Source organism: Facklamia miroungae (assembly GCF_012396555.1).
Classification (GTDB): domain Bacteria; phylum Bacillota; class Bacilli; order Lactobacillales; family Aerococcaceae; genus Facklamia; species Facklamia miroungae.
This window is the reverse complement of the sequence record NZ_JAAXPS010000001.1, coordinates 347,900-369,415: the sequence shown is the minus strand read 5'-3', so window position 1 is coordinate 369,415 and position 21,516 is coordinate 347,900. Positions and strand designations below refer to the sequence as shown.

The 21,516-nt window shown below is 38.9% G+C and carries 21 protein-coding genes and 1 riboswitch; of the genes, 18 read left to right on the top strand and 3 right to left on the bottom strand.

What is annotated here, in order from left to right:
* Positions 1-24: 24 nt before the first annotated feature.
* Positions 25-756, bottom strand: coding sequence for a gamma-glutamyl-gamma-aminobutyrate hydrolase family protein (locus HF969_RS01805; protein ID WP_090289056.1), 732 nt, complete (start codon positions 754-756; stop codon positions 25-27).
* A 130-nt stretch (positions 757-886) separates the two neighbouring features.
* Between HF969_RS01805 and holA the strand changes: the two genes are divergently transcribed.
* Both holA and HF969_RS01795 read left to right on the top strand, forming a co-directional pair.
* Positions 887-1,906: a DNA polymerase III subunit delta gene (gene holA, locus HF969_RS01800; RefSeq protein ID WP_090289055.1), complete on the top strand. Its 1,020-nt coding sequence runs from the start codon at positions 887-889 to the stop codon at positions 1,904-1,906.
* Positions 1,907-1,923: 17 nt separating this feature from the next.
* Positions 1,924-2,901 carry a diaminopimelate dehydrogenase gene (locus HF969_RS01795; RefSeq protein ID WP_090289054.1) on the top strand — a complete coding sequence of 326 codons (978 nt, stop codon included), beginning with the start codon at positions 1,924-1,926 and terminating at the stop codon, positions 2,899-2,901.
* Positions 2,902-3,069: 168 nt separating this feature from the next.
* Here HF969_RS01795 and rpsT read toward each other — a convergent pair whose 3' ends face one another.
* A complete protein-coding gene (gene rpsT / locus HF969_RS01790; RefSeq protein ID WP_090289053.1) occupies positions 3,070-3,330 on the bottom strand; it encodes a 30S ribosomal protein S20 in 261 nt (86 codons plus the stop codon).
* A 187-nt stretch (positions 3,331-3,517) separates the two neighbouring features.
* On the opposite strand from rpsT, the gene uvrB reads away from it, so the two are divergent.
* The 11 genes from uvrB to HF969_RS01735 all read left to right on the top strand — a co-directional run bounded on the left by uvrB (position 3,518) and on the right by HF969_RS01735 (position 15,170).
* The gene (uvrB, locus tag HF969_RS01785; protein WP_090289101.1) at positions 3,518-5,515 is read left to right on the top strand and encodes an excinuclease ABC subunit UvrB; all 1,998 of its coding nucleotides are present in this window, start codon (positions 3,518-3,520) and stop codon (positions 5,513-5,515) included.
* Positions 5,516-5,577: 62 nt separating this feature from the next.
* Positions 5,578-5,670, top strand: a riboswitch (THF riboswitch).
* Positions 5,671-5,743: 73 nt separating this feature from the next.
* The gene (folP, locus tag HF969_RS01780; protein WP_090289052.1) at positions 5,744-6,736 is read left to right on the top strand and encodes a dihydropteroate synthase; all 993 of its coding nucleotides are present in this window, start codon (positions 5,744-5,746) and stop codon (positions 6,734-6,736) included.
* 8 nt (positions 6,737-6,744) lie between these two features.
* Positions 6,745-7,095, top strand: coding sequence for a dihydroneopterin aldolase (folB, locus tag HF969_RS01775; protein WP_090289051.1), 351 nt, complete (start codon positions 6,745-6,747; stop codon positions 7,093-7,095).
* A gap of 2 nt (positions 7,096-7,097) precedes the next feature.
* Positions 7,098-7,601, top strand: coding sequence for a 2-amino-4-hydroxy-6-hydroxymethyldihydropteridine diphosphokinase (gene folK / locus HF969_RS01770; RefSeq protein ID WP_245694788.1), 504 nt, complete (start codon positions 7,098-7,100; stop codon positions 7,599-7,601).
* The gene (gene folE, locus HF969_RS01765) at positions 7,588-8,172 is read left to right on the top strand and encodes a GTP cyclohydrolase I FolE (RefSeq protein WP_090289099.1); all 585 of its coding nucleotides are present in this window, start codon (positions 7,588-7,590) and stop codon (positions 8,170-8,172) included. The genes folK and folE overlap by 14 nt, the downstream gene beginning before the upstream one ends.
* On the top strand, positions 8,169-9,440 hold the full coding sequence (locus HF969_RS01760) for a bifunctional folylpolyglutamate synthase/dihydrofolate synthase (RefSeq protein ID WP_245694787.1): 1,272 nt from the start codon (positions 8,169-8,171) through the stop codon (positions 9,438-9,440). The genes folE and HF969_RS01760 overlap by 4 nt, the downstream gene beginning before the upstream one ends.
* The gene (locus HF969_RS01755; RefSeq protein WP_090289050.1) at positions 9,433-9,957 is read left to right on the top strand and encodes an NUDIX domain-containing protein; all 525 of its coding nucleotides are present in this window, start codon (positions 9,433-9,435) and stop codon (positions 9,955-9,957) included. The genes HF969_RS01760 and HF969_RS01755 overlap by 8 nt, the downstream gene beginning before the upstream one ends.
* Positions 9,958-10,094: 137 nt before the next feature.
* On the top strand, positions 10,095-10,364 hold the full coding sequence (gene rpsO / locus HF969_RS01750; RefSeq protein ID WP_090289049.1) for a 30S ribosomal protein S15: 270 nt from the start codon (positions 10,095-10,097) through the stop codon (positions 10,362-10,364).
* Positions 10,365-10,528: 164 nt separating this feature from the next.
* A complete protein-coding gene (pnp, locus tag HF969_RS01745) occupies positions 10,529-12,634 on the top strand; it encodes a polyribonucleotide nucleotidyltransferase (protein WP_090289048.1) in 2,106 nt (701 codons plus the stop codon).
* A gap of 245 nt (positions 12,635-12,879) precedes the next feature.
* On the top strand, positions 12,880-14,568 hold the full coding sequence (locus HF969_RS01740) for a ribonuclease J (RefSeq protein WP_090289047.1): 1,689 nt from the start codon (positions 12,880-12,882) through the stop codon (positions 14,566-14,568).
* Positions 14,569-14,570: 2 nt separating this feature from the next.
* A complete protein-coding gene (locus HF969_RS01735; RefSeq protein ID WP_090289046.1) occupies positions 14,571-15,170 on the top strand; it encodes an energy-coupled thiamine transporter ThiT in 600 nt (199 codons plus the stop codon).
* Positions 15,171-15,286: 116 nt separating this feature from the next.
* Here HF969_RS01735 and HF969_RS01730 read toward each other — a convergent pair whose 3' ends face one another.
* Positions 15,287-15,637: a hypothetical protein gene (locus HF969_RS01730; protein ID WP_090289045.1), complete on the bottom strand. Its 351-nt coding sequence runs from the start codon at positions 15,635-15,637 to the stop codon at positions 15,287-15,289.
* Between the two features lie 192 nt (positions 15,638-15,829).
* On the opposite strand from HF969_RS01730, the gene gmk reads away from it, so the two are divergent.
* The 5 genes from gmk (at position 15,830) to rsmB (ending at position 21,515) form a co-directional block, all read left to right on the top strand.
* A complete protein-coding gene (gene gmk, locus HF969_RS01725; protein WP_090289044.1) occupies positions 15,830-16,471 on the top strand; it encodes a guanylate kinase in 642 nt (213 codons plus the stop codon).
* Positions 16,468-16,662 carry a DNA-directed RNA polymerase subunit omega gene (rpoZ, locus tag HF969_RS01720; RefSeq protein ID WP_090289043.1) on the top strand — a complete coding sequence of 65 codons (195 nt, stop codon included), beginning with the start codon at positions 16,468-16,470 and terminating at the stop codon, positions 16,660-16,662. The genes gmk and rpoZ overlap by 4 nt, the downstream gene beginning before the upstream one ends.
* Positions 16,663-16,737: 75 nt before the next feature.
* Entirely contained in the window at positions 16,738-19,152 is a 2,415-nt protein-coding gene (priA, locus tag HF969_RS01715) for a primosomal protein N' (protein ID WP_090289042.1), read from the top strand.
* 14 nt (positions 19,153-19,166) lie between these two features.
* Positions 19,167-20,147, top strand: coding sequence for a methionyl-tRNA formyltransferase (fmt, locus tag HF969_RS01710; RefSeq protein ID WP_090289041.1), 981 nt, complete (start codon positions 19,167-19,169; stop codon positions 20,145-20,147).
* A 6-nt stretch (positions 20,148-20,153) separates the two neighbouring features.
* Complete coding sequence (gene rsmB / locus HF969_RS01705) at positions 20,154-21,515, top strand: 16S rRNA (cytosine(967)-C(5))-methyltransferase RsmB (protein ID WP_090289040.1); 1,362 nt, start codon at positions 20,154-20,156, stop codon at positions 21,513-21,515.
* The last annotated feature ends 1 nt before the right edge of the window (position 21,516 follow it).

The window sequence follows — 21,516 nt, the reverse complement described above, 5'->3', positions numbered from 1 at the left end:
TTTTTCTTGGTTATAAAGTCTGACTTATTTTTTATTACTGGCCCGTTCAACTAAATCTTTAAAGATGGCGCGACTGCTTTCTTGATTCTGGTGGGTTAACTCAGGATGCCACTGAACCGCTAGGAGATCGACAGCGGGATTTGTCGATTCGATTGCTTCAATGAGCTGGTCACCTGACCAAGCGATCGCTTTTAAGTCTTGACCTAAGTCTTTAATGGCTTGGTGATGAAGACTATTGACATAATCGCCGGTTCCCATCCATTGTCCTAACCGCGAATTTGGATCGATTTTTACTCGGTGAGTGACCCGATCTAATTCGGATTTTTGAACATGTTGAATGGCCCAATCCGGATATAAACTAAGGTCTTGATACAGGCTTCCACCTTGAAGGATATTAATTAATTGCATCCCACGGCAGACGCCTAACATGGGTTTTCCCGCTTGCATAAAATGCTTAATTAATTTTAATTCATGGTGGTCGCGATCCAGATTTAAAGATCCTATTTTTACGTGAGGTTCTTCTTGATAAAAGCGTGGATCCACATCATGTCCACCAGTTAGAAGCAAGCCATCGACCTTGTTAAGAATGGCTTCAACAGGATAGTTATTATTAATCGGAAGAATGATAGGAATCCCTCCCGCTTCAATAACAGCTTCAACGAAAAAATGCGGCGTGTAAGTGGCATCGAAGGCTGCATAATTCGGATCATTTTGAATCGGTGTAATACTTCCGGTGATTGCGATTATTGGTTGCATGTCAAGTTCCTTTCTAAACGTAAATATTTAATCATATTATACAAGAAAGCGATGCTAAATTTAAAGACTTTAAAGCATACAAAGAGAAGATTATTTGGTAAACTAAATAAAGAGGGTAAGGAGGGTTGCTATGGATTTTCAAAATGCAATACAGGAATTAGACAAGGGAATTGTGAAGCCATTCTATTGTCTCCAAGGAAGTGAAGTCTATCTTCAGCAAACTTTTCGTCAAGCCTTAGCTCAAAAAATAGAAACAAGCACAGGAGAATTAGATGTGACAAGCTTTGATTGGAATGAGGTGTCACTAGATACCATTTTGGATGAAGCAGAGACCTATTCTTTTTTTGTAGATCAGCGCTTGATTATCGTCGACCAGGTGGATCTTTTAATTAGTCAACCAAATAAAAAGATGACTGAGTCAGAAACACAACGGTTAGTCGACTATCTAAAAGATCCCAACCCTTCAACTTGTATCCTTTTTATTGTCCCTTTTGATCAAATAGACAAAAGACGTAAGTTAACCAAGTGTTTTGTTAAAGAGACAAGGTATATTAATATTTCGCCCCTTGAAGAAAACGCCGTTCAAACTTTTATTCAGACCTATATCCAAAGTCAATCTTTTGAAATGACTCCTGAAGCCCAAAAAGGGTTGTTACAGCGAGTAGATTATCAGCTTAGTCAAGCAGTTACCGAAGTTCAAAAATTGAAACAATTTGCTCAAAGTGGTCAAAAAGTAACCTTAGAGGTAGTTCAATCGCTAGTCACACGCAGTTTAACTTCAGATGTTTTTGAATTAACGAACGCGATTTTAGCTGGGAAATTAGAACCATCCATTCAAATTTATCAAGACCTAATCTTAATGAAGCATGATCCCATTCAATTACATGCCTTGATTGTTTCGCAATTTCGTTTGTTCGTTCAGGTCAAAATTTTACAAAGGCAGGGAATGCGTCAAGATGAGATTGCAAAAAGTTTAGCGGTTCATCCTTATCGGGTCAAATTAGCCCTTCAAGCCAGTCGTCAAATGCATCTAAATGAATTAAGTCAACTTTATCTGCAATTAGTTGAAGCCGACTATCAGATGAAAACGGGTCTGGGTAGCAAAGATACTTCTTTTTATTTAATCTTAACTAAAATTATGCAATTATAATCTATGGGGGTGACAGTATGGCAAAAATCAAATTAGGAGTTATTGGTTTCGATCAATTGGGTCAAGAAATCGTATCAGCTGTTCAAAAACAAGAGGATTTAATGATCGCGAGCGTCTTTACTCATTTTAATAAAAAAGATTTGTCGTCAGAATTTCAGACACTACCGCTTCACTCTATGAATGAAGTGTTTGAATTTAAACAAGAGATTGATGTTTTAATCGTTTGCAGCGGGTCAACCATCGATTATCCAAGTCATTTAACCGATTATGCGCGGTATTATAATGTTGTAGAGGCGTATAATTTTTATGCGCAACCGAATTTATTGATTAATAGTCTGGAGTCCATGAGTCCACCGCCTAATAAATTAGCCCTTATTGGTGTGGGTTGGAATCCAGGGCTATATAGTCTCAACCAAATAATGGCGGAATCTTTAATTCCCAATGCCACAACATATCATTTTGTGGAAAATGAATGGAGCCAAAAGATGACAGAGCTTTTAGAGGAGATAGAAGGGGTTGCGGAGGCAAAAGTTTTTCTTAACGCTGAACCTACCAGCTTAGAAGCAGTCTTAGCAGGTCAAAATCCTAATCTGAACTATTCCGATTATCATCAAAGAGAAGCCTATCTTGTCTTAGAAGAGGGGATTGATCCTGAAAAAATACATGACCAAATTCAAGTATTGCCTAATTATCTCTCTCAAGCGCAATCCCATTTACATTTTGTTTCTTCAGCAGAATTGGCAAAACTTTCACAAGACAAGCAAGCAGGACGATTAATTCGATCAAGTTCAGACCAGAAAGAATTAACAACTTATGATCTAAGCTTATGTCTGAGTCATCCCTTAAGCTACCAAGCTAATATCTTAATGGCATATGCCAGAGCTGTTTTTCGCTTAGCAAAAGAAGGTAAGACAGGCGCATTGACCATGTTAGACATACCGCTTTCTTATTTAAGCAAGCTAAACCGTCAAGACTTAATTGATCAATATTTATAATGTATATTCTGCTCTCCAGTAAGAAAAAGCATCCCTATGATGAATCATTCCTCTCTTGGCTCAAACAAATTTGATTTTGTAAGCTAAGTAAGACGATTCGTGATCAATAGGGATGCTTTATAAGATTATTGCGATAAAATAAAAAAGCTCCCAAAGGAAGCTCAGTTATTATTTTGCAGATGCAATTAAATTAGCTAAACGTGATTTATCACGTGCTGCTTTGTTGTGATGAATTAAACCTTTAGTAGCAGCAGAGTCAATTGCTTTGACTGCAGCTTGGTATAATGCTTGAATATCACCTTCACCAGTTTCAACTGCTACACGAACTTTTTTCATTGCAGTTCTCAAAGCAGAAACTTGTGCACGCTTACGGCTAGTAACTTTTTCAGTTTGACGGGTACGTTTTTGTGCGGATGCTGTATTGGCCATGAATGGTCACCTCTTTTCAATAAATCTAGTCTAAGTCTGAAAACTTAGTCAACAAGAAACATTATACAGAAGTCAAAGTCAACTTGCAATAAAAAATTTTCATAGCCTACTGCATAATCATTAAACTTGTAAATTAATATTAAGTCGAGTAATTTGTGGTAGGTGGTAAGAAATGGGAGGCGATTTTTTGAAAACAAACAAATTTCGGGTAGTGTCACCCTATGAACCAGCTGGTGATCAACCTCAGGCCATCAAGGCATTAGCTGCAGGTTTAAAGGCAGGTAAAAAAGAACAAGTACTACTAGGAGCGACCGGGACAGGTAAAACATATACCGTAGCTAAAGTGATAGAAGAAGTCAATAAACCAACTTTGGTTTTAGCCCATAACAAAACGCTGGCGGGGCAACTTTATTCCGAGTTATTAGAATTTTTCCCTGATAATGCAGTAGAATATTTTGTTTCTTACTATGACTATTATCAACCAGAAGCCTATGTCCCTTCTTCAGATACTTATATTGAGAAAGAATCCAGTGTGAATGATGAAATTGATAAATTGAGACATTCAGCTTCTTCCTCATTGCTAGAGCGCAATGACGTCATTGTGGTGGCTTCTGTTTCTTGTATCTATGGTTTGGTAAATCCAGATATGTATCGCGAACATGTTCTTTCTCTACGTCAAGGACAAGAAATTGCTCGTGACGAAGTCATGGCTCGTTTAGTCGATATGCAATTTGTGCGTAATGATATTGATTTCCAACGTGGAACTTTCCGAGCTCGTGGCGATGTTTTAGAGATATTTCTTGCTTCAAGAGATAAAGAAGTTATTCGGGTCGAATTTTTTGGTGACGAAATTGATCGCATCCGAGAAGTAGATGTTTTAACGGGTGAAATTAAGAATGACGTCGAACATTTTCCTATTTATCCTGCTACTCACTTCGTGGCGAATCAAGATCAGACCCTTAGGGCTGTCGAAAGCATTCGCCAGGAGCTTGAGGAGCGTTTAGAGGTTTTACGCTCAGAAAATAAATTATTAGAAGCTCAGCGATTAGAGCAACGAACCAACTATGATATTGAAATGTTATTGGAAATGGGGTACTGTTCAGGAATTGAAAATTATTCCCGTCATATGGATGGTCGAGCTCCCGGAGAGGCACCCTACACCTTATTAGATTTCTTTCCAGATGACTTCTTAATTGTGGCTGATGAGTCGCATATTACCATGCCACAAATCCGAGGCATGTATAACGGAGACCGAGCAAGGAAAGAGCAATTGGTTGAATATGGCTTCCGTCTTCCATCGGCAGTAGATAATCGGCCCCTGAAGCTTAATGAATTTGAAGACCATGTTCACCAAATCATTTATATTTCGGCTACACCTGGTCCTTACGAGATGGAAAGAACGAATAATGAATATGTCGAACAGATTATCCGACCAACCGGTCTATTGGATCCAGTGATAGAAGTCCGTCCCATTAAAGGACAAATCGATGATCTTGTTGCAGAGATTAGTTTGCGGGTTGAAAGACAGGAACGGGTCTTTATCACAACCTTAACCAAAAAGATGTCAGAAGATCTCACCGATTATCTAAGAGAGTTAGATATTAAGGTTAAGTATTTACACTCCGATATAGTAACTCTCGAACGTACTGAAATCATTCGTGACTTACGCTTAGGTATTTTTGATGTCTTAATTGGGATCAACCTCCTGCGTGAAGGGTTAGATGTGCCGGAAGTGTCATTAGTCGCTATTCTAGATGCTGACAAGGAAGGCTTTTTACGGTCAGAACGTGCCCTGGTTCAAACGATAGGCCGTGCGGCCAGAAATCAAAATGGTCGCGTTATTATGTATGCAGACCGTATCACCAATTCAATGCAGAAAGCGATTGATGAGACTGAGAGACGGCGTCAGGTTCAAATAGCTTATAATAAAAAACATGGTATTACACCGACTACTATTAAAAAGGATATTCGCGATTTAATTCGTATCACTCACGATGTCGAAGCTGAAGATCGCCAAGAGAATGTCTTACTAGACTTTAAACAATTATCCCGCATGCAAAGGGAAGAAGAATTAGAACGTTTAACTCTTTTAATGAAGTCTTATGCTAAAGAAATGAATTTTGAAAAGGCAGCCGAGACGCGCGATTTAATTATGGAACTCAAGGCTCACTTTAAGATGAAATAAGGGTTTTATTTCTAAGGATTGTATTCTTGACTGTATTCCCTTACAATAGAATAGATTTCAAAAACAGAGTAGGTTGTCTACGTAAAGTGCTTCTAGATGGGATGTCGCTAGAAGACGAAGTGACTTTCACGCGATGGATGATCGCCTCCGCTGTTTTACTTTTTGGCGGCACTCTTTTTGAAAGAGTGCTCTTTTTTTGATCAAATTATCGAGTAAGGAGAATTTCTTATGCCTACTGTTCAAAATAGTCAGCCTATTTTTAAATTTAAGGATCGTCTCATTCGTCATGGTGATCCAACTCTAATCTGTGGGATTGTCAATGTGACACCTGATTCCTTTTCTGATGGAGGGAAGTGGTTTGGAGTTGAAGAGGCTTATAAACGAGCGATCCAGCTGATTCAAGAAGGATGCCAGATGATCGACATTGGTGGGGAGTCCACCCGACCAGGTTCAACTTATGTCGAAGTGGAAGAAGAAATCAGACGAGTAGTTCCGGTCATCAAGGCCTTAAGAGCTGAATCAGATGTCATTATTTCAGTAGATACTTGGAAGTCTGAAGTTGCTCAAGCAGCTATTGATGCGGGTGCTGATATCATTAATGATATTACGGGTCTTTTGGGTGACCCTCGCATGGCTTCGGTCATCGCACCAACTTCAGCAGGTGTAATCGTAATGGCAAACCCAGTGATTGTGCGTCCAGATCATCCGTCTGCTAAGGTTTTTCCTCAATTTGGTGCCCATGGTGTTTTTAGTCCTAAAGAATTAGAAGCTTTTAAAAAGATGGATGCCGTTGAATTAATCGACAAGTACTTTGACAAGTCATTAGAGTACGCCCAAGCAGCTGGAATAGCATCCGAACGGATAACTTTAGATCCCGGCATTGGATTTGGTCTAACTAAACGCGAAAATTATGAATTAATTCATCAATCACAACGCATTCATCAAAGAGGCTTTACTTGTTTTTTAGGTGTTTCGCGTAAACGTTTCATTCAAAATACTCTAAATGAAGCAGGTTATTCAGTGGATGTTGCAACAGAAGAAGGTTTTAGACAAAGAGACGCGGCCTCAGCGGCTCTATCGGCCATCGCTGCTTTTATGGGGATTGAAATGCTTCGAGTACATGTCGGAGAGCCTCATCACATTGCTGCACTGATTGGGAATAACCTTCGTCTTTCTAATACGTTAGACGATACACATTTTGCGGCATATCCCATTAAATAGGAGGACTTATGTTTAAAATAAAATTAAATAATATGATGTTTTACTCTCATATCGGTTATTTCCCTGAAGAAAAGCAATTAGGCCAAAAGATTGCCATTGATTTGACCGTCACCATGAAAGCCACTGTGAAACGTGATGATTTAAATGAGACGGTATCCTATGCGCATTTTTATGACTTAATCCAACAATATATTCAAGAGACACGGGTGGATTTAATTGAGACCGTAGCTTTTGACCTATTACAGTTGATTAAAGACTCAAATCGTGACCTAATTGACCACGTCAAAGTGAATGTCCGTAAATTACAACTGCCCATCGATGGCATTCTTGATTCGGCTGAAATTGAATTGGAGGGCTAGGTGTGATACATACAGTTTATCTCAGTTTAGGGTCTAATTTGGGTGATCGGATGGCGAATTTAAAGAAAGGACAAGCCCTTTTACTCAGCCATCCCCAGATCGAATTGTTGAAAGCATCTGCCTATTATCAAACATCTCCAGTGGGAGGTGTGAAACAAGATGATTTTATTAATCAAGCGATTGCCATTTCAACTTCCTTAAATCCCTATGATTTATTGGCCTATCTTCATGAGATTGAAGCCAAATTATTACGTAAACGTCTCATTGTCTGGGGACCAAGAACCTTAGATATTGACATCTTATACTATGATAATTTAAGCTCTCAGGATCCAGAATTGACCCTGCCACATCCGGAAGTACTTAATCGTTTATTTGTTTTAATCCCTCTCTTAGAAATTATCCATAATGATTTTTATGAGTATGAACGGATTATCAAAGCCGTTGAAGAACTCCAAGCCACTACAGATCAAGCAATAGAAAGAGTTGAAAATGATGAAAGAAATTAATTTAGACCGTATTGAAGAACTTGTTCGTCAATTATTAATCGAAATTGGTGAAGACCCTGACCGTGATGGTTTAGTCGAAACTCCTCGCCGAGTGGCAAAATCCTTAATGGAAACGACAGCTTCTACACGTTTAGATGAATTTACCGAAGGCAAAATGTTCCCAACCGAATCCAGCCTTAACCAGCAAATGGTATCGGTCAACAATATTCCTTTTTATTCTATGTGTGAACACCATATGTTACCCTTCTTCGGTAATGTACATGTAGGCTATTTGCCGCAAGATGGTCAAATTATTGGTTTATCAAAAATTCCTAGACTGGTTAACTATGCTTCTAGAAAGTTAAATGTTCAAGAAAATATCACCCGCGAAGTCGCCGATATTTTAATGACTATCACGAATGCTAAAGGGGTAGCTGTAGTGGTGGATGCGCGTCATATGTGTGTAGAGATGCGTGGAGTTCAAAAAGTGAATTCGATCACGCGTACGAATTACTATTTAGGAGCTTTTAATGAGGATGTTCAATTGCGAAATGAATTTCTCCAATCCTTACCTAAGGTGAATTCTCTATGATGAACAGCTTAACGGATAATTTACCAAGTATTCTTTATGGCGAAGGTGATCGTTTAGCGATTCTAAAAGCTCTTTTAAAACAACTAGGACACCCTGATCAGACAATGAAAATTATCCATGTGGCGGGAACCAATGGCAAGGGGTCGACCGGAACCATGATTGCTCATCTTCTGTTAGGTCATGGCTATCGGACGGGTATATTTACTAGCCCTCATCTATACACGGAGTGTGAGAGCATTCGTGTGAATGACCAGATGATTAATCAGGAAGAATTTAACCGTGTGATGATTGAGGTCCATCAGGCAGCTGTGATTTTGGGCTTAAATCCTGAGACCGATTTATCACAGTTTGAGACCACTTTTTTAATTGCTATGGTCTATTATGCGCATTTAGCTTGTGATTATTTAGTACTGGAATGTGGAGTTGGCGGCGCATTAGATGCCACCAATGCTATTAGTCATTCAGACTATGCGATCTTTACCAAAATTGGTATGGACCATCTTAATTTACTAGGAGATTCTCTACAAGCCATTGTCGAGACAAAAGCAGGTATTATGCGACCCAACCAGCAAGTAGTGGTAGCTCCTCACCAGAAAGATGGCGTATTATCTTTCTTGAAAACAAAGGCTAACGCAATGGGGTCAAAGCTTTTCGACAGTTCAGACCAAGTCGTGCATTTTGTGCGCCCTTATTATTACCAAGTAGAGCTTTCAACAAAAATGTATCAATTATACCTTCCTTTATTAGGCCGCTTCCAAACCGAAAATTTAAAAACGGTTATGAAATGGTACCAAGTCTGGTTATCAGTAGAAGATGAGAAAGTAGAAAAGGTAAACCTAGCTTCTGTTTTTAAAAAAATAAAAATGACTGGTCGCTTTGAACAGGTTCAGTCCGATCCAACAGTCATTTTGGATGCAGCACATAATCTGGATGCGATTGAAGAATTTGTCGCAAGTATTCAAGCATCTTATCCCAACCAAGCACTTAATATTCTTTGTGGCTTCTTAAAGGATAAAGATGTCGCAAGTATTTTAGATCGCTTGATTACCTTACCAGCCAACTTTTATGTCACCCAGCCTGATTTTCCTGAAAGAGCAATGGCAAGTGAAGAGTTGGCCGTCATGTTTGAAGAACGAGGAGTAACGCCGACTATCTGCCCAGACAGTCGCAGTTGTTTAATTGATTTGATGGAAGATTCTACGCGTCCTGTTCTTGTAGTAGGTTCCTTTCATTTAATTAAAAAAGTGAGGGATCTTTTTGATGACTAAGGATTTACAACAGCTGTTAAAACTGGCTGATCGGTTAGTGGCAGACTCACCTTTTTTTAATCGGTCAAAATTAGCGAAGTTAACAGCACTTTTGCAAGAAGATACAGACCACCAACTGTCAAATCGGAAAAGTAAGTTACATCTTTCAGCCTCTGCCTTAGTTTTTCAAGCAAAAGAGCTAATCTTTATTCATCATCCCTATCTCGACAAAACCCTACTGCCAGCCGGTCATGTCGAAGAAGGCGAGACCAGCCAAGAAACCGCTTTGCGCGAATTGTTTGAAGAAACAGGTTTTCAATTTGAAAGACTTGATAAAGTTCAATTAATAGATATCAATATCTTTGACATACCAGCCAATCCACTGAAATCTGAAGGGCCTCACCATCATATTGATTTAAGATATTATTTTGAAGGTCAATTAAAGCATCAGGCAAATTCAGAATTACCCGTAAGCTTGTTAAATCATGACCAAGCACCTGAAGAATTCAGAATTTATTTTCAATTATTAAATAAATAATCTTGCTTATTGAAAAAGGTTCAATTATAATTAGTTATTGTTCTGTATGAAAGTATAGAATAAAGCCCTGGCTCGGTTTTGCGCATCACCAACGCTTTACTTAGCTTGTGGAAATAAAAGAGAAAGAGGTGAAAAATATGGCGATTACTCAAGAACGTAAAAATGAATTGATGCAAGAATACGCACGTCACGAAGGTGATACCGGTTCTGTTGAGGTTCAAGTTGCTGTCTTAACTGAAGACATCAACAATTTAAACGACCATATTAAAACACATAAGAAAGACTATCATTCTTACCGTGGTTTAATGAAAAAAATTGGTCACCGTCGTAACTTACTTGCTTACTTACGTAACAAAGACGTTACCCGTTACCGTGAATTAATTCAAAGATTAGGATTACGTCGTTAATCCTTTCGATTAAAGGATGGCATTTAGCCATCCTTTTTGTTATATTACATATAGATTTGTTCGGAGTTTCACACTATACAAAAATGAGTCGTTTAATAAAATAGACGGTTGATTTTTGTTTAGTGCTACTCCGAATGATAAATACACTAAAAAGGAGTTATTACATGATAACTAAACAAGTTTTTGAAACAAGCTGGGGAGGCCGTCCCCTAATCGTTGAAGTGGGGCAAATGGCTAAGCAGGCTAATGGTGCTGTCTTGGTTCGTTATGGCGATACGGTGGTCTTAACAGCAGCTGTCGCGTCTAAAAGCCCATCATCCATGAATTTCTTTCCCTTAACGGTTCATTATATTGAAAAAATGTATGCAGTAGGTAAGGTGCCGGGTGGTTTCTTAAAACGCGAAGGCAGACCTTCTGATAATGCAACACTTACTGCGCGTTTAATTGACCGTCCAATTCGTCCAATGTTCCCCGAGGGTGTCCGTAACGAAATCCAAATTACAAATACGGTTCTTTCAGTCGAACAAGATTGCTCGCCTGAGATGGCTGCAATGTTTGGCTCTTCTTTAGCTTTAGCGATCTCAGATATACCTTTTGATGGACCGATTGCAGGGGTAGATGTGGGTCGTGTAGATGGCCAATTCATCATCAATCCAACGCCAAGTCAAAAAGAAATTTCTGAAATTGATTTGACCGTAGCGGGCACAGCCACAGCGATCAACATGGTTGAATCCTCAGCCAAAGAAGCTTCTGAACAAGATATGTTAGAAGCCTTACTATTTGGACATGCCAATATTCAAGAATTGGTAGCCTTCCAAAATGAAATCGTTCAAGCCGTTGGTAAGGAAAAATTTGCATTTGAATTAGTTAAAGTAGACCAAGCAATAACGGACCAAGTCAATCGTTTATTCTATGAAAAAATGCAGACAGCTGTTAAAACGCAGGAAAAACAAGCGCGTGATGAAGCAGTTAGTCAATTAATCGAAACAGCCGAAACTTATTTCAGTGAAAAATATGCAGAGGCCGAAGATCTAGAAGAGAAGATGCAGGACGTTTCTTCTGCCATGCATGATTTAGAAAAGGACGTCGTTCGTCATTTGATAACCCATGACCGGATTCGTCCAGATGGCCGTCAAATTGATGAGATTCGACCGTTGGAATCAATTGCCGGTATCCTACCGCGTACTCACGGTTCTGGTCTTTTCACAAGGGGACAGACCCAAGCCTTGTCAGTAGCTACTTTAGCTCCTCTATCTGAACATCAAATCATTGATGGTCTTGGTCTGGAAGAAGGTAAACGTTTCATGCATCATTACAATTTTCCTAATTTCTCAGTCGGTGAAACAGGTCGTGTCGGGTCACCAGGCCGTCGCGAAATAGGTCACGGTGCCTTGGGTGAAAAAGCCTTAACTCAAGTCATTCCAAGTGAAGAAGACTTCCCTTATGTGATTCGTTTAGTAGCAGAAGTGCTTGAATCCAATGGTTCTTCATCACAGGCGTCGATTTGTGCTGGAACCTTAGCTTTAATGGATGCAGGTGTCCCAATTAAAGCACCAGTCGCAGGAATTGCCATGGGATTAATTATGGACGGCGATAATTATACCGTTTTAACTGATATTCAAGGACTAGAAGACCACTTAGGCGATATGGACTTTAAAGTCGCAGGAACCGCCGAAGGTATCACTGCTTTACAAATGGATATCAAAATCAAAGGAATCACAAAAGCGATCTTAGAAGAAGCCTTAGATCAAGCTAAGAAGGCTCGTCTTGAAATCTTGGATAATATTACCAGCGAATTAGCTCAGCCAAGACCTGAATTAAGTCCTTATGCACCGAAGATTGAAATGGTTCAAATTGATCCCGAAAAGATCAAGGTTGTTATCGGCAAGGGTGGCGATACAATTAATTCAATTATTGATCAAACAGGTGTCAAAATTGATATTAGTCAAGAAGGACAAGTCAGCATCGCTTCATCTGATTTAGCCATGATTCAAAAAGCTAAAGAAATTGTTCTCGGCCTAGTGGAAGATGTGGAATTAAACAAGGTCTATGAAGGAACAGTTGTCCGTATTGAAAAGTATGGCTGCTTTGTCGAAGTATTACCAGGTAAGTCAGGCTTACTTCACATTTCCCAAATTGACCACCGCCGAATTGAAAATGTTGAAGATGTTTTTGGTATTGGCGATAAAGTAACGGTCAAAGTGACAGGGATTGATGAAAAAGGTCGGATTGATCTTTCCAGAAAAGTCTTAATGCAAAAACCGGAGTAAACCGTATCAATATAAATAAACCGACATTGACACCCCCTAATTCCTTTTATAGGAGTTAGGGGGTGTTTTAGATTTTAGCCATTAAAAGATAAACGATGCTTATAAAAATAGATTGAAAGGAGGATCAAATTTTAATTTAAGGTGGTCTATGTTATAATAGCTAAGATAAGACAGTGGAAACTGGTTGAAAAGCTAGTTACTGTTACCCGTTTAATAGAAATAAAAAATAATAATTGAGGTGTATTATGAGTGAAATTAAAGTGATTCCCTTAGGTGGAATTCGTGAAGAAGGGAAAAGTATGTATTTAGTGGAGGTCGACCAAGCTATTTTTGTGCTGGATTGTGGCTTACTTTATCCCCAAGATGATTTATTAGGAATTGATATGGTGATCCCAGATTTCACCTATCTAGAAGAAAATGCAGAGCGAGTAGTGGGTATATTCTTATCCCATGGGCATGCAGATGCAGTAGGAGCTTTACCTTATCTATTAGATAAGATTGATGCCCCTGTATTTGGTACCCAATTGACCATTGAGTTAGCTTCGATCTCTGCACGTAAACAAGGACATGATGACCGGCTTGAAAATTTTCATGTCATTGATGCGGAAACTGAAATTGAATTTGATGATGTTAATGTTTCTTTTTTCCGTACCACCCATACCATTCCTGATTCAGTCGGAATCGTGATTGATACCAGAGAAGGAGCCATTGTTTTTACAGGTGACTTCCGGTTTGATCCTTCCGCTGCCGAAAGTTACCGAACTGATTTTGGACGCTTAACTGATTTGGGTAAGAAAAAGATTTTAGCCTTATTAAGTGATTCTGCTGAAGCAGAGTCTCCCGTGGAAAATGTTAATGACCGTGTAATTACCGAAGAAATCACAGAAGTCTTTCGAAATGCGAAAGGACGCGTAATTGTCGGAACGATCGGGTCTAATATTATGCGCATTCAACAAGTTTTAGAGGCGGCTCATCTTTCTCATCGTACAATCTTTTTCCCAACCAAAGATCTTTATGAGATTGTCGATGTGGCTTTAAAATTAGATAAAATAACAATTCCAAGTCGAGATGTTTTTGGCGACTTTAAAAATATAAAAAATTACCAAGATGATCAAATAGTAATTCTTGCCACTGGGGATGTTGGAGAACCTATTCAGACCATTCAAGCGATGGCTCAGGGTAAGCATTCAACAGTAACTTTAAAAGAACATGATACGGTTTATATTGCAACGACGCCATCTGTTTCGATGGAGAAAACAGTATCTAGAACTAAAGATATGATCTACCGTGCAGGGGCTAGGGTCTTGAGTGTCACTGATCATTTTAAAACCTCTGGTCATGCGACACCGAATGATTTAAAACTAATGTTAAACTTTATCCAACCAGACTACTTAATTCCTGTTAGCGGAGAATATCGCATGCTAAGAGCCCATGGGGACTTAGCCTTGCAAGTGGGAATGACTGAAGACCAAATTATTATCCCTTCTATTGGTGATGTGCTAAGCTTTGAAAATGGGCATTTCATTCAAGCAGGACAAGTAACTGCAGGTGATGTGCTAGTGGATGGAAGTGGAGTTGGCGATATTGGGAATGTGGTCTTGAGAGATCGTCGGGTACTGAGTGAAGATGGTATTTTCATTGTAGTAGCGACTATATCTCGTCGTTTGAAAAAAATCCTCGTTGGCCCACAAATCACTTCACGGGGTTTCGTCTTTATGAAAACGTCCATTGATTTAATTGAAGCTTGTTCAGACATCACTTTAGATGTTTTAGAAAAACATATTGTTTCGGATGATTTTGACTGGAATGAACTTAAAGGTGAACTGCGCGAAAAAATTGGTAAATATCTTTATAAGGAAACGAAACGTCGTCCGGTAATTTTACCAATCATTATGGAAGCTTCCAACTATCAAGTTAAAAAAGGTGATAAGTAACTATGAATAAAAGAAGTGTTAAACAATTTTGGGATAGTGTGATCGCTATTGTTTTGTCCTTAATGTTGTTTTTCTTATCCGACGAAACAGCTATTACTATTTCAGAAATAAGAATGATAGTAGCCTTAATCCCACTGATGTGGCTTGCTTTGCGTCATGGAGCGCCGAGTGCCATCATCGCTTCCGTTTTTGTAGGGGTGGCTCAAGCAATCGTTAAATCTGGCACACAGGATTGGATCGTTCTTATTAGCCAGTGGATTGCGCCGTTGCTTTCGGTTGGAGTAATGGGTTTATTTGCCAAATATACGCAGAAGACATTAAATAATAAGCGCTATTCTTCAACCTATTTAAATATCTTTACAGGTAGCCTTTTGGTTTTAGGACTTTTTATCATAATTAGCCAATTCGTGGTTCCAGTTGCCTTAGGTAATGAGCCTCAGTTTCAATGGACAAATCTTAACCATTGGTTAGGCCTTGTCGTGTCATGGCTGATTTCAGGGGGACTTCTGGCCTTAATGGCTCGGTATATGCCTCAGTTAATTATTCCTAAACGCAGTAAATACTTGTCAAGAAAAGAAACTTCTAGTTTATTGAATGATTAATAGAAATGACTTTGGAATAATAGAAAACCCGTCATCAATTTCGATGACGGGTTTTCTTAGGAAATACAGCGGGGATTTGGCTGTATTCAATCAAATCTTTGATCATTTAAATGGACTTAAGCGATCAAAGTTTCTGTGATGGCAGTCACATTAATAATTTGATTTATATTAAGGTGGAAACGATCGTGGCCTACTTGAATACTAACAAGTTGCTGTGAGTGAACAGGGCTCAAGATATAAGCTTCAATGGCGGTCATTGCCATGGAATGGTCTGGTAAATAATATTCGATCAATAGTTGCAAAGGAGTTTGCTTAATATAGGCATCTTGTAGCATTTTTACAACTTGTCCAATAGGCATCATAATAATATCTTCGTCAACCAATGGGGCTGGTTGAAAGAAGGGATGGAAAAGGGATTGGCTAATACGGTTAAGCCATTGAGTTTGCTTTTTAATTGGTAGTTCCATAAAACCTCTCCTTTGATAACGAACATTTGTTTGTAGCCTAATTATACGAACAAAAGTTCCCTCTGTCAAGTGTTTTACGAACAAAGTTTCGTATTTATCTTTTAGGAAGTAAGCGTTTAATATTATAAGCTCGCCTTTATGAAAGGAATGAATTGTGGTACTATATAGAACATGAAGTAATGGAGGGAAGTCATGTCAACACAAAGGGGATTATTGATCGTCTTATCTGGTCCTTCGGGAGTCGGAAAAGGAACGGTTCGCAGCGCTATTTTTGAAGATTCAAATTGTGACTATGTTTATTCTGTTTCAGCTACTACTCGGCAACGTCGACCTGGAGAAACAGATGGGGTTGATTATTTCTTTATCAGTAAAGAAGGGTTTGAAGACTTAATTTCCCAAGAAGCCTTATTGGAATATGCGGAATATGTCGGTAATTATTATGGTACGCCATTAGCATCAATTGAAGAGAGTCTCTCGCAAGGAAAAGATGTTTTTCTTGAAATAGAAGTCCAAGGCGCACGCAAAGTAAGGGAAAGAATGCCTGAAGGAATATTTATCTTTTTGGCACCCCCTAGTCTTAATGAGTTAGAATCACGTTTAACGGATCGCGGTACAGATTCTAAAGAAGTGATTGCCCGTAGAATGAATAAAGCGAAAGAAGAAATTGAATTAATGAGTCATTATGATTATGTGGTTGTTAATGATCAAATTCATACAGCAGTTAATGAAATAAATGCTATAATAAAGAGTGAACATTTAAGGGTTGAAAGAGTGATGAATTCAATCCAAGCGGACATAAATGCTTATTTTGAAAAGGAGGCTAACCAATCATGATGTTATATCCATCAATTGATGAATTATTAAAAAAAGAACCATCTAAATATTCTCTAATAGCTTTAGCAAGTAAACGAGCAAAAGAAATGGAAGACTATAAAATTATGCAATTACAGGAATATCAATCAGATAAACCTGTCGGCAAGGCTTTAGAAGAAGTTGTTGCAGGAGTCTTATCCATTAAAAAATAAGATGACATCTAAGAGGGCTACTATGCAGATCATTGACAATGATTTCATAGTAGTTTTTTAATAGGAGGTTTGCGAATGATCGCTGAAGTAATTATCGATATACCTACAGCACAAGTCAATCATACCTTTGATTATCAAGTTGATCCAGAAATGGAGGATTTGATTAAGATTGGTATGCGTGTCGAGGTTCCTTTTGGTTATCGCCGCTTAATGGCCTTCGTAGTTAATGTAAAAGAGAGTACAGATTTTAAGGGTGATGTCAAAATGATTTCGCGCTTAATTGATTATGAATCATTTTTAAGTCAAGAGTTAGTGGATTTATCGAAGGTCTTAGCAGACACTTTGTATGCTTTTAGAATTTCAGTTTTACAAGCTATGCTTCCTAATATTTTAAGAGTCAAATACGAGACCGTCTTCAAAGTCATCGAGCCTGATACGTTAGCGGATGCCCTTAATCTTTCACCCAATGCATTTAAAGAAGGAACGATCAAAAGAGAAACGTTAGAAGAGTTTTTGTCTTCTAAACAAATACAAGGTTTAATAGAGCATTCAACGATCGAAGTGGCTTATCAAGTCTTAGATCAAAAGACTCATAAAACAGTTCAATATGTTTTACCTAATCGAGGTGTATCTGAATACCAAGAAATTTTAGACCAACTGGATAAGAGAAGTCATAAGCAGGGGCAAGTTTTAGCAGTTATGATCGATCACCAAATGACTCAAGCCATTGAACTCGACCAGTTAGCTAAGATGGCTCAAGCCTCAAAAGCAACCATACGAACGATGGTTAAAAAAGGCTGGTTAACACTCGAAGAAAGAGAAGTTTATCGGCCGGCGTATCAATTAGAAAACACACAGCCTTCTCAAGCTAAACCATTGCTTAAACAACAACAAGAAGCCTTTGATCAAGTCAAAAAGCAAATGGGAAAAGACCAGGCAAAGACGTTTTTACTGGAGGGAGTGACTGGTTCAGGCAAGACAGAAGTCTATTTACAGTTGATTGAGGAAGCACTTAAGGTCAATAAATCAGCGATCCTATTAGTGCCAGAAATTGCTCTAACACCACAAATGGTAGAACGGGTGCTGAGTCGTTTCGGATCGGGGGTAGCTGTCTTACATTCAGGTTTGTCGATTACCGAAAAATATGACGAGTGGCGTCGGATCATCCGCCAAGAAGCAAAAGTAGTCGTCGGGGCTCGGTCATCAATTTTTGCTCCTTTGCAAAAGGTTGGAATCATTATTATTGATGAGGAACATGAGACAAGCTATAAACAAGGAGATAATCCGCGTTATCATGCGCGGGAAGTGGCGAAATGGCGATCAGAATACCATGGATGTCCTTTGGTTCTCGGATCAGCTACTCCCTCTCTAGAATCTAGAGCCCGGGCGGAAGTCGGTAATTATCATCTATTAAAACTTACTCAGCGGGTCAATCAACAAGCCCTACCACCTGTAACAATTGTCGATATGACTGAGCATTTATTAGAACAAAAAAATCTTGAACTTTCACAACTATTAGAAAATAAAATTGCTGAAAAAATTGCTGCAAGAGAGCAAGTGGTTTTGCTCTTGAATCGTCGTGGATATGCCTCCTATCTTCAATGTCGCTCATGTGGTCATGTAATTCAGTGTCCGCATTGTGATATTTCTTTGACTTATCACAAAGCCGATGAAAAGTTAAAATGCCATTATTGCGATTATCAAGTGGGCCTACCATTAACTTGTCCACAATGCGGTTCGAAGCACCTTCGAACACAAGGGATCGGCACCCAAAAAGTAGCTGAAAGTTTGCGACAGCTTTTCCCCCAAACACCCATTATCCGAATGGATAACGACACTACAAGGCGAAAGGGTGCCCATAAGAAGTTGCTGAAAGAGTTTGCCGATCAATCAGGCGCAATTCTTTTAGGAACGCAAATGATAGCTAAGGGTCTAGATTTTGAAAAGGTAACCCTGGTTGGGGTTATTAATGCGGATACCGGTTTAAACATGCCTGATTTTAGAGCGGCGGAGAAAAGCTTTCAATTACTCACTCAAGTAGCCGGTAGAACAGGTCGTGGAAGATTGAAAGGTGAAGTAGTGATTCAAACATATAACCCAGATCATTACGTAATCCAACTGGCCAAACAACATGATTATGAAAGTTTTTTCTATTATGAAATGCGACGGCGTCATTTGAGTCAGTATCCCCCATACTTTTTCACGACCTTGATCAAGGTATCTTCTAAAAACCGTGCGCAAGCGCAGAAAATGATCTATGCGATTAAAGATCAATTAATGAACAAAGTAAAGACACACTTAAGTATGATAGGCCCATCGACAGGTGGTATCGAACGGATTAATGATTATTATCAATTTCATTTGCTTTTAAAATATAAAGAAGTTGACCGCTTGCAAGACCAACTTCAAGCCATTCTTATGTCTAGCCAAGAAAGTCAAGCCAAGGGAATCTTTGTTCAAATCGACCATGAACCCCAGTATTTTATCTAGAAAGAGGTTATTGAATGAAAAAAATAATTTTTATGGGAACTCCTCCTTTTGCTGCGACGATTCTTAAAGGATTGATCCAACAAGTGGAATATGAAGTGATAGCAGTGGTTACACAACCAGATCGTCCCGTTGGACGCAAAAAAATATTAACCGCTTCTCCAGTTAAGAAGACAGCCTTAGAAGCTAACATCCCAATTTATCAACCCGATCATTTGGCAGGTTCAAAAGATTATGAAATGCTATTGCAGATGCAAGCAGATTTGATCATTACCGCGGCTTATGGCCAAAAAATTCCACAAAACTTATTGCTAGCACCAAGTCATGGAGCAATAAATGTTCATGCCTCCTTACTACCTAAGTACAGAGGAGGAGCACCCATTCATTATGCTATATGGCGTGGTGAAAAAGAAACAGGCATCACAATAATGAAAATGGTGGAAGAGATGGATGCAGGGGATATACTTACTCAATCAACTATTCCTATATCTGACAAGGATGACGTAGGTCTCCTGTTTGAAAAACTAGCAGTAGTAGGTAAAGAATTACTTTTAAATTTTCTCCCTAAATATTTTGATGGAGAATATCAAGCGAGTCCGCAAGAAGAAAGCCAAGTAAGCTATTCGCCGACTATTAAAAAACAGGAAGAACAGTTAGATTGGCAACAGAGTGCTCAAGCACTAGACCGACATATTCGTGCTTTTAGACCTTTTCCTACAACGTATACTTTGCTCGATGGACAGAGGGTAAAAATTTGGCAGGCCCAACCGCTTGTTAAACTAGACGCTGATATTGAAAGACCACTCGCCATGGAAAAGCCTGGTCAAATTATTGCAACAGATAATCACCACTTCTATGTAAGATGTGGAGAGGATTCCTATTTAGCCGTTAGCGAATATCAACCCGCCGGAAAAAAGCGTCTAATGGTTGAAGACTACCTAAAGGGTACTCCGGCTGAGCATTTAATTGGTAAGCATTTTGGCACAGAAAAGGAATAATTAACCGTGAAAATCAAACAAAGAAGTCAAACGAAGTTAAAAAAGAATCTGCGCTGGGATATGCTGATGCTATTGGATCAAATTGATAACCAAGACCAATATTCTAATCTAGTGATTGATAATTATCTAGCTACTAGTAAAAAAAGTAGTCAAGATAAGAATCTAGTGGTAAAAGTCGTTTATGGAAGTGTCCAACGTCGCTTGACCTTGGATTATTATTTAAGCGATTATCTAAAAGGTAAAGTTGAAGACTGGGTCAAAAGTTTGCTACGGTTGTCGCTTTATCAAGCTATATACTTAGACCGCATTCCCCAACATGCTATCGTGAATGAAGCAGTTGAAATTGCGAAAGTCCAGGGCCATCAAGGGATTGGCAAATTAGTCAATGCGGTCTTACGCAACTGTTTCCGCCAAGGTCTTAAATCGATCGAAGCTATCGATGACCCGATGGAAAAACTTTCAATTAAATATTCGGTGCCTATTTGGCTGATCGAATATTTTGATCAATACTTGTCAGTAAATGAACTTGAGGCTTTCTTTGCCAGTCTCAATCAAGTGCCTCATTTAAGTGCCAGAATCAATGGGCCGGCTCAAAAACGGTCGATTCTCATTGAGCAATTACAAAATGAAGGCATAGAAGTTAGAGCCAGTCAAGTTTCACCATATGGCATTCGAATTATTGAAGGCGAAACTTTTCAAAGCCAAGCCTATCAATCGGGTCAATTCACAATTCAAGATGAGTCTTCGATGTTAGTGGCCCCTTTAGGTAAATTGACGGGACAGGAAAAAATCTTGGATGCATGTGCCGCGCCAGGAGGCAAGGCGACACACATCGCTTCATTCTTAGGCGATGGATATTTAACGGCCTTAGACATTTCTAAAAAGAAGTTAATGATTCTAGATGACCATGCCAAGCGCCTGGGCTTAGCTGATAAAATTCATTCGATCCAAATGGATGCTTTAGATTTTCAAGCTCTTTCGCAAAACGCTTTCGATGTGATATACTTAGATGCACCATGTTCTGGAATCGGTTTGATGCGGCGTAAACCTGAGATAAAATATCAAAAATCGATGACAGCTATTGCTAACCTTGTACAAATACAAAAGCAATTATTCCAACACATGGTTTCGTTACTTAAGCCTGGTGGACGGTTGATTTACTCAACCTGTACACTGACTTATGAAGAGAATGAGTATTTAGTCCAGGAAATGCTGGAGAAAAACCCTAATCTGCAAGTTGAGGCTATACAAGCGAATGAGGTTTTACAAAATGACTTGCTAACTCCACAAGGTTATCTTCGCATTTGGCCCCAGCAATATGATACAGATGGTTTCTTTATCAGTCGTTTTCTTAAAAAAATAGATTGAG

Bases quoted from the DNA above. Each gene is read 5' to 3' on its own strand.
- HF969_RS01805 (WP_090289056.1), bottom strand. From the start codon at position 756: ATGCAACCAATAATCGCAATCACCGGAAGTATTACACCGATTCAAAAT.
- holA (WP_090289055.1), top strand. From the start codon at position 887: ATGGATTTTCAAAATGCAATACAGGAATTAGACAAGGGAATTGTGAAG.
- HF969_RS01795 (WP_090289054.1), top strand. From the start codon at position 1,924: ATGGCAAAAATCAAATTAGGAGTTATTGGTTTCGATCAATTGGGTCAA.
- rpsT (WP_090289053.1), bottom strand. From the start codon at position 3,330: ATGGCCAATACAGCATCCGCACAAAAACGTACCCGTCAAACTGAAAAA.
- folP (WP_090289052.1), top strand. From the start codon at position 5,744: ATGCCTACTGTTCAAAATAGTCAGCCTATTTTTAAATTTAAGGATCGT.
- folB (WP_090289051.1), top strand. From the start codon at position 6,745: ATGTTTAAAATAAAATTAAATAATATGATGTTTTACTCTCATATCGGT.
- folE (WP_090289099.1), top strand. From the start codon at position 7,588: ATGAAAGAAATTAATTTAGACCGTATTGAAGAACTTGTTCGTCAATTA.
- HF969_RS01760 (WP_245694787.1), top strand. From the start codon at position 8,169: ATGATGAACAGCTTAACGGATAATTTACCAAGTATTCTTTATGGCGAA.
- HF969_RS01755 (WP_090289050.1), top strand. From the start codon at position 9,433: ATGACTAAGGATTTACAACAGCTGTTAAAACTGGCTGATCGGTTAGTG.
- rpsO (WP_090289049.1), top strand. From the start codon at position 10,095: ATGGCGATTACTCAAGAACGTAAAAATGAATTGATGCAAGAATACGCA.
- pnp (WP_090289048.1), top strand. From the start codon at position 10,529: ATGATAACTAAACAAGTTTTTGAAACAAGCTGGGGAGGCCGTCCCCTA.
- HF969_RS01740 (WP_090289047.1), top strand. From the start codon at position 12,880: ATGAGTGAAATTAAAGTGATTCCCTTAGGTGGAATTCGTGAAGAAGGG.
- HF969_RS01735 (WP_090289046.1), top strand. From the start codon at position 14,571: ATGAATAAAAGAAGTGTTAAACAATTTTGGGATAGTGTGATCGCTATT.
- HF969_RS01730 (WP_090289045.1), bottom strand. From the start codon at position 15,637: ATGGAACTACCAATTAAAAAGCAAACTCAATGGCTTAACCGTATTAGC.
- gmk (WP_090289044.1), top strand. From the start codon at position 15,830: ATGTCAACACAAAGGGGATTATTGATCGTCTTATCTGGTCCTTCGGGA.
- rpoZ (WP_090289043.1), top strand. From the start codon at position 16,468: ATGATGTTATATCCATCAATTGATGAATTATTAAAAAAAGAACCATCT.
- priA (WP_090289042.1), top strand. From the start codon at position 16,738: ATGATCGCTGAAGTAATTATCGATATACCTACAGCACAAGTCAATCAT.
- fmt (WP_090289041.1), top strand. From the start codon at position 19,167: ATGAAAAAAATAATTTTTATGGGAACTCCTCCTTTTGCTGCGACGATT.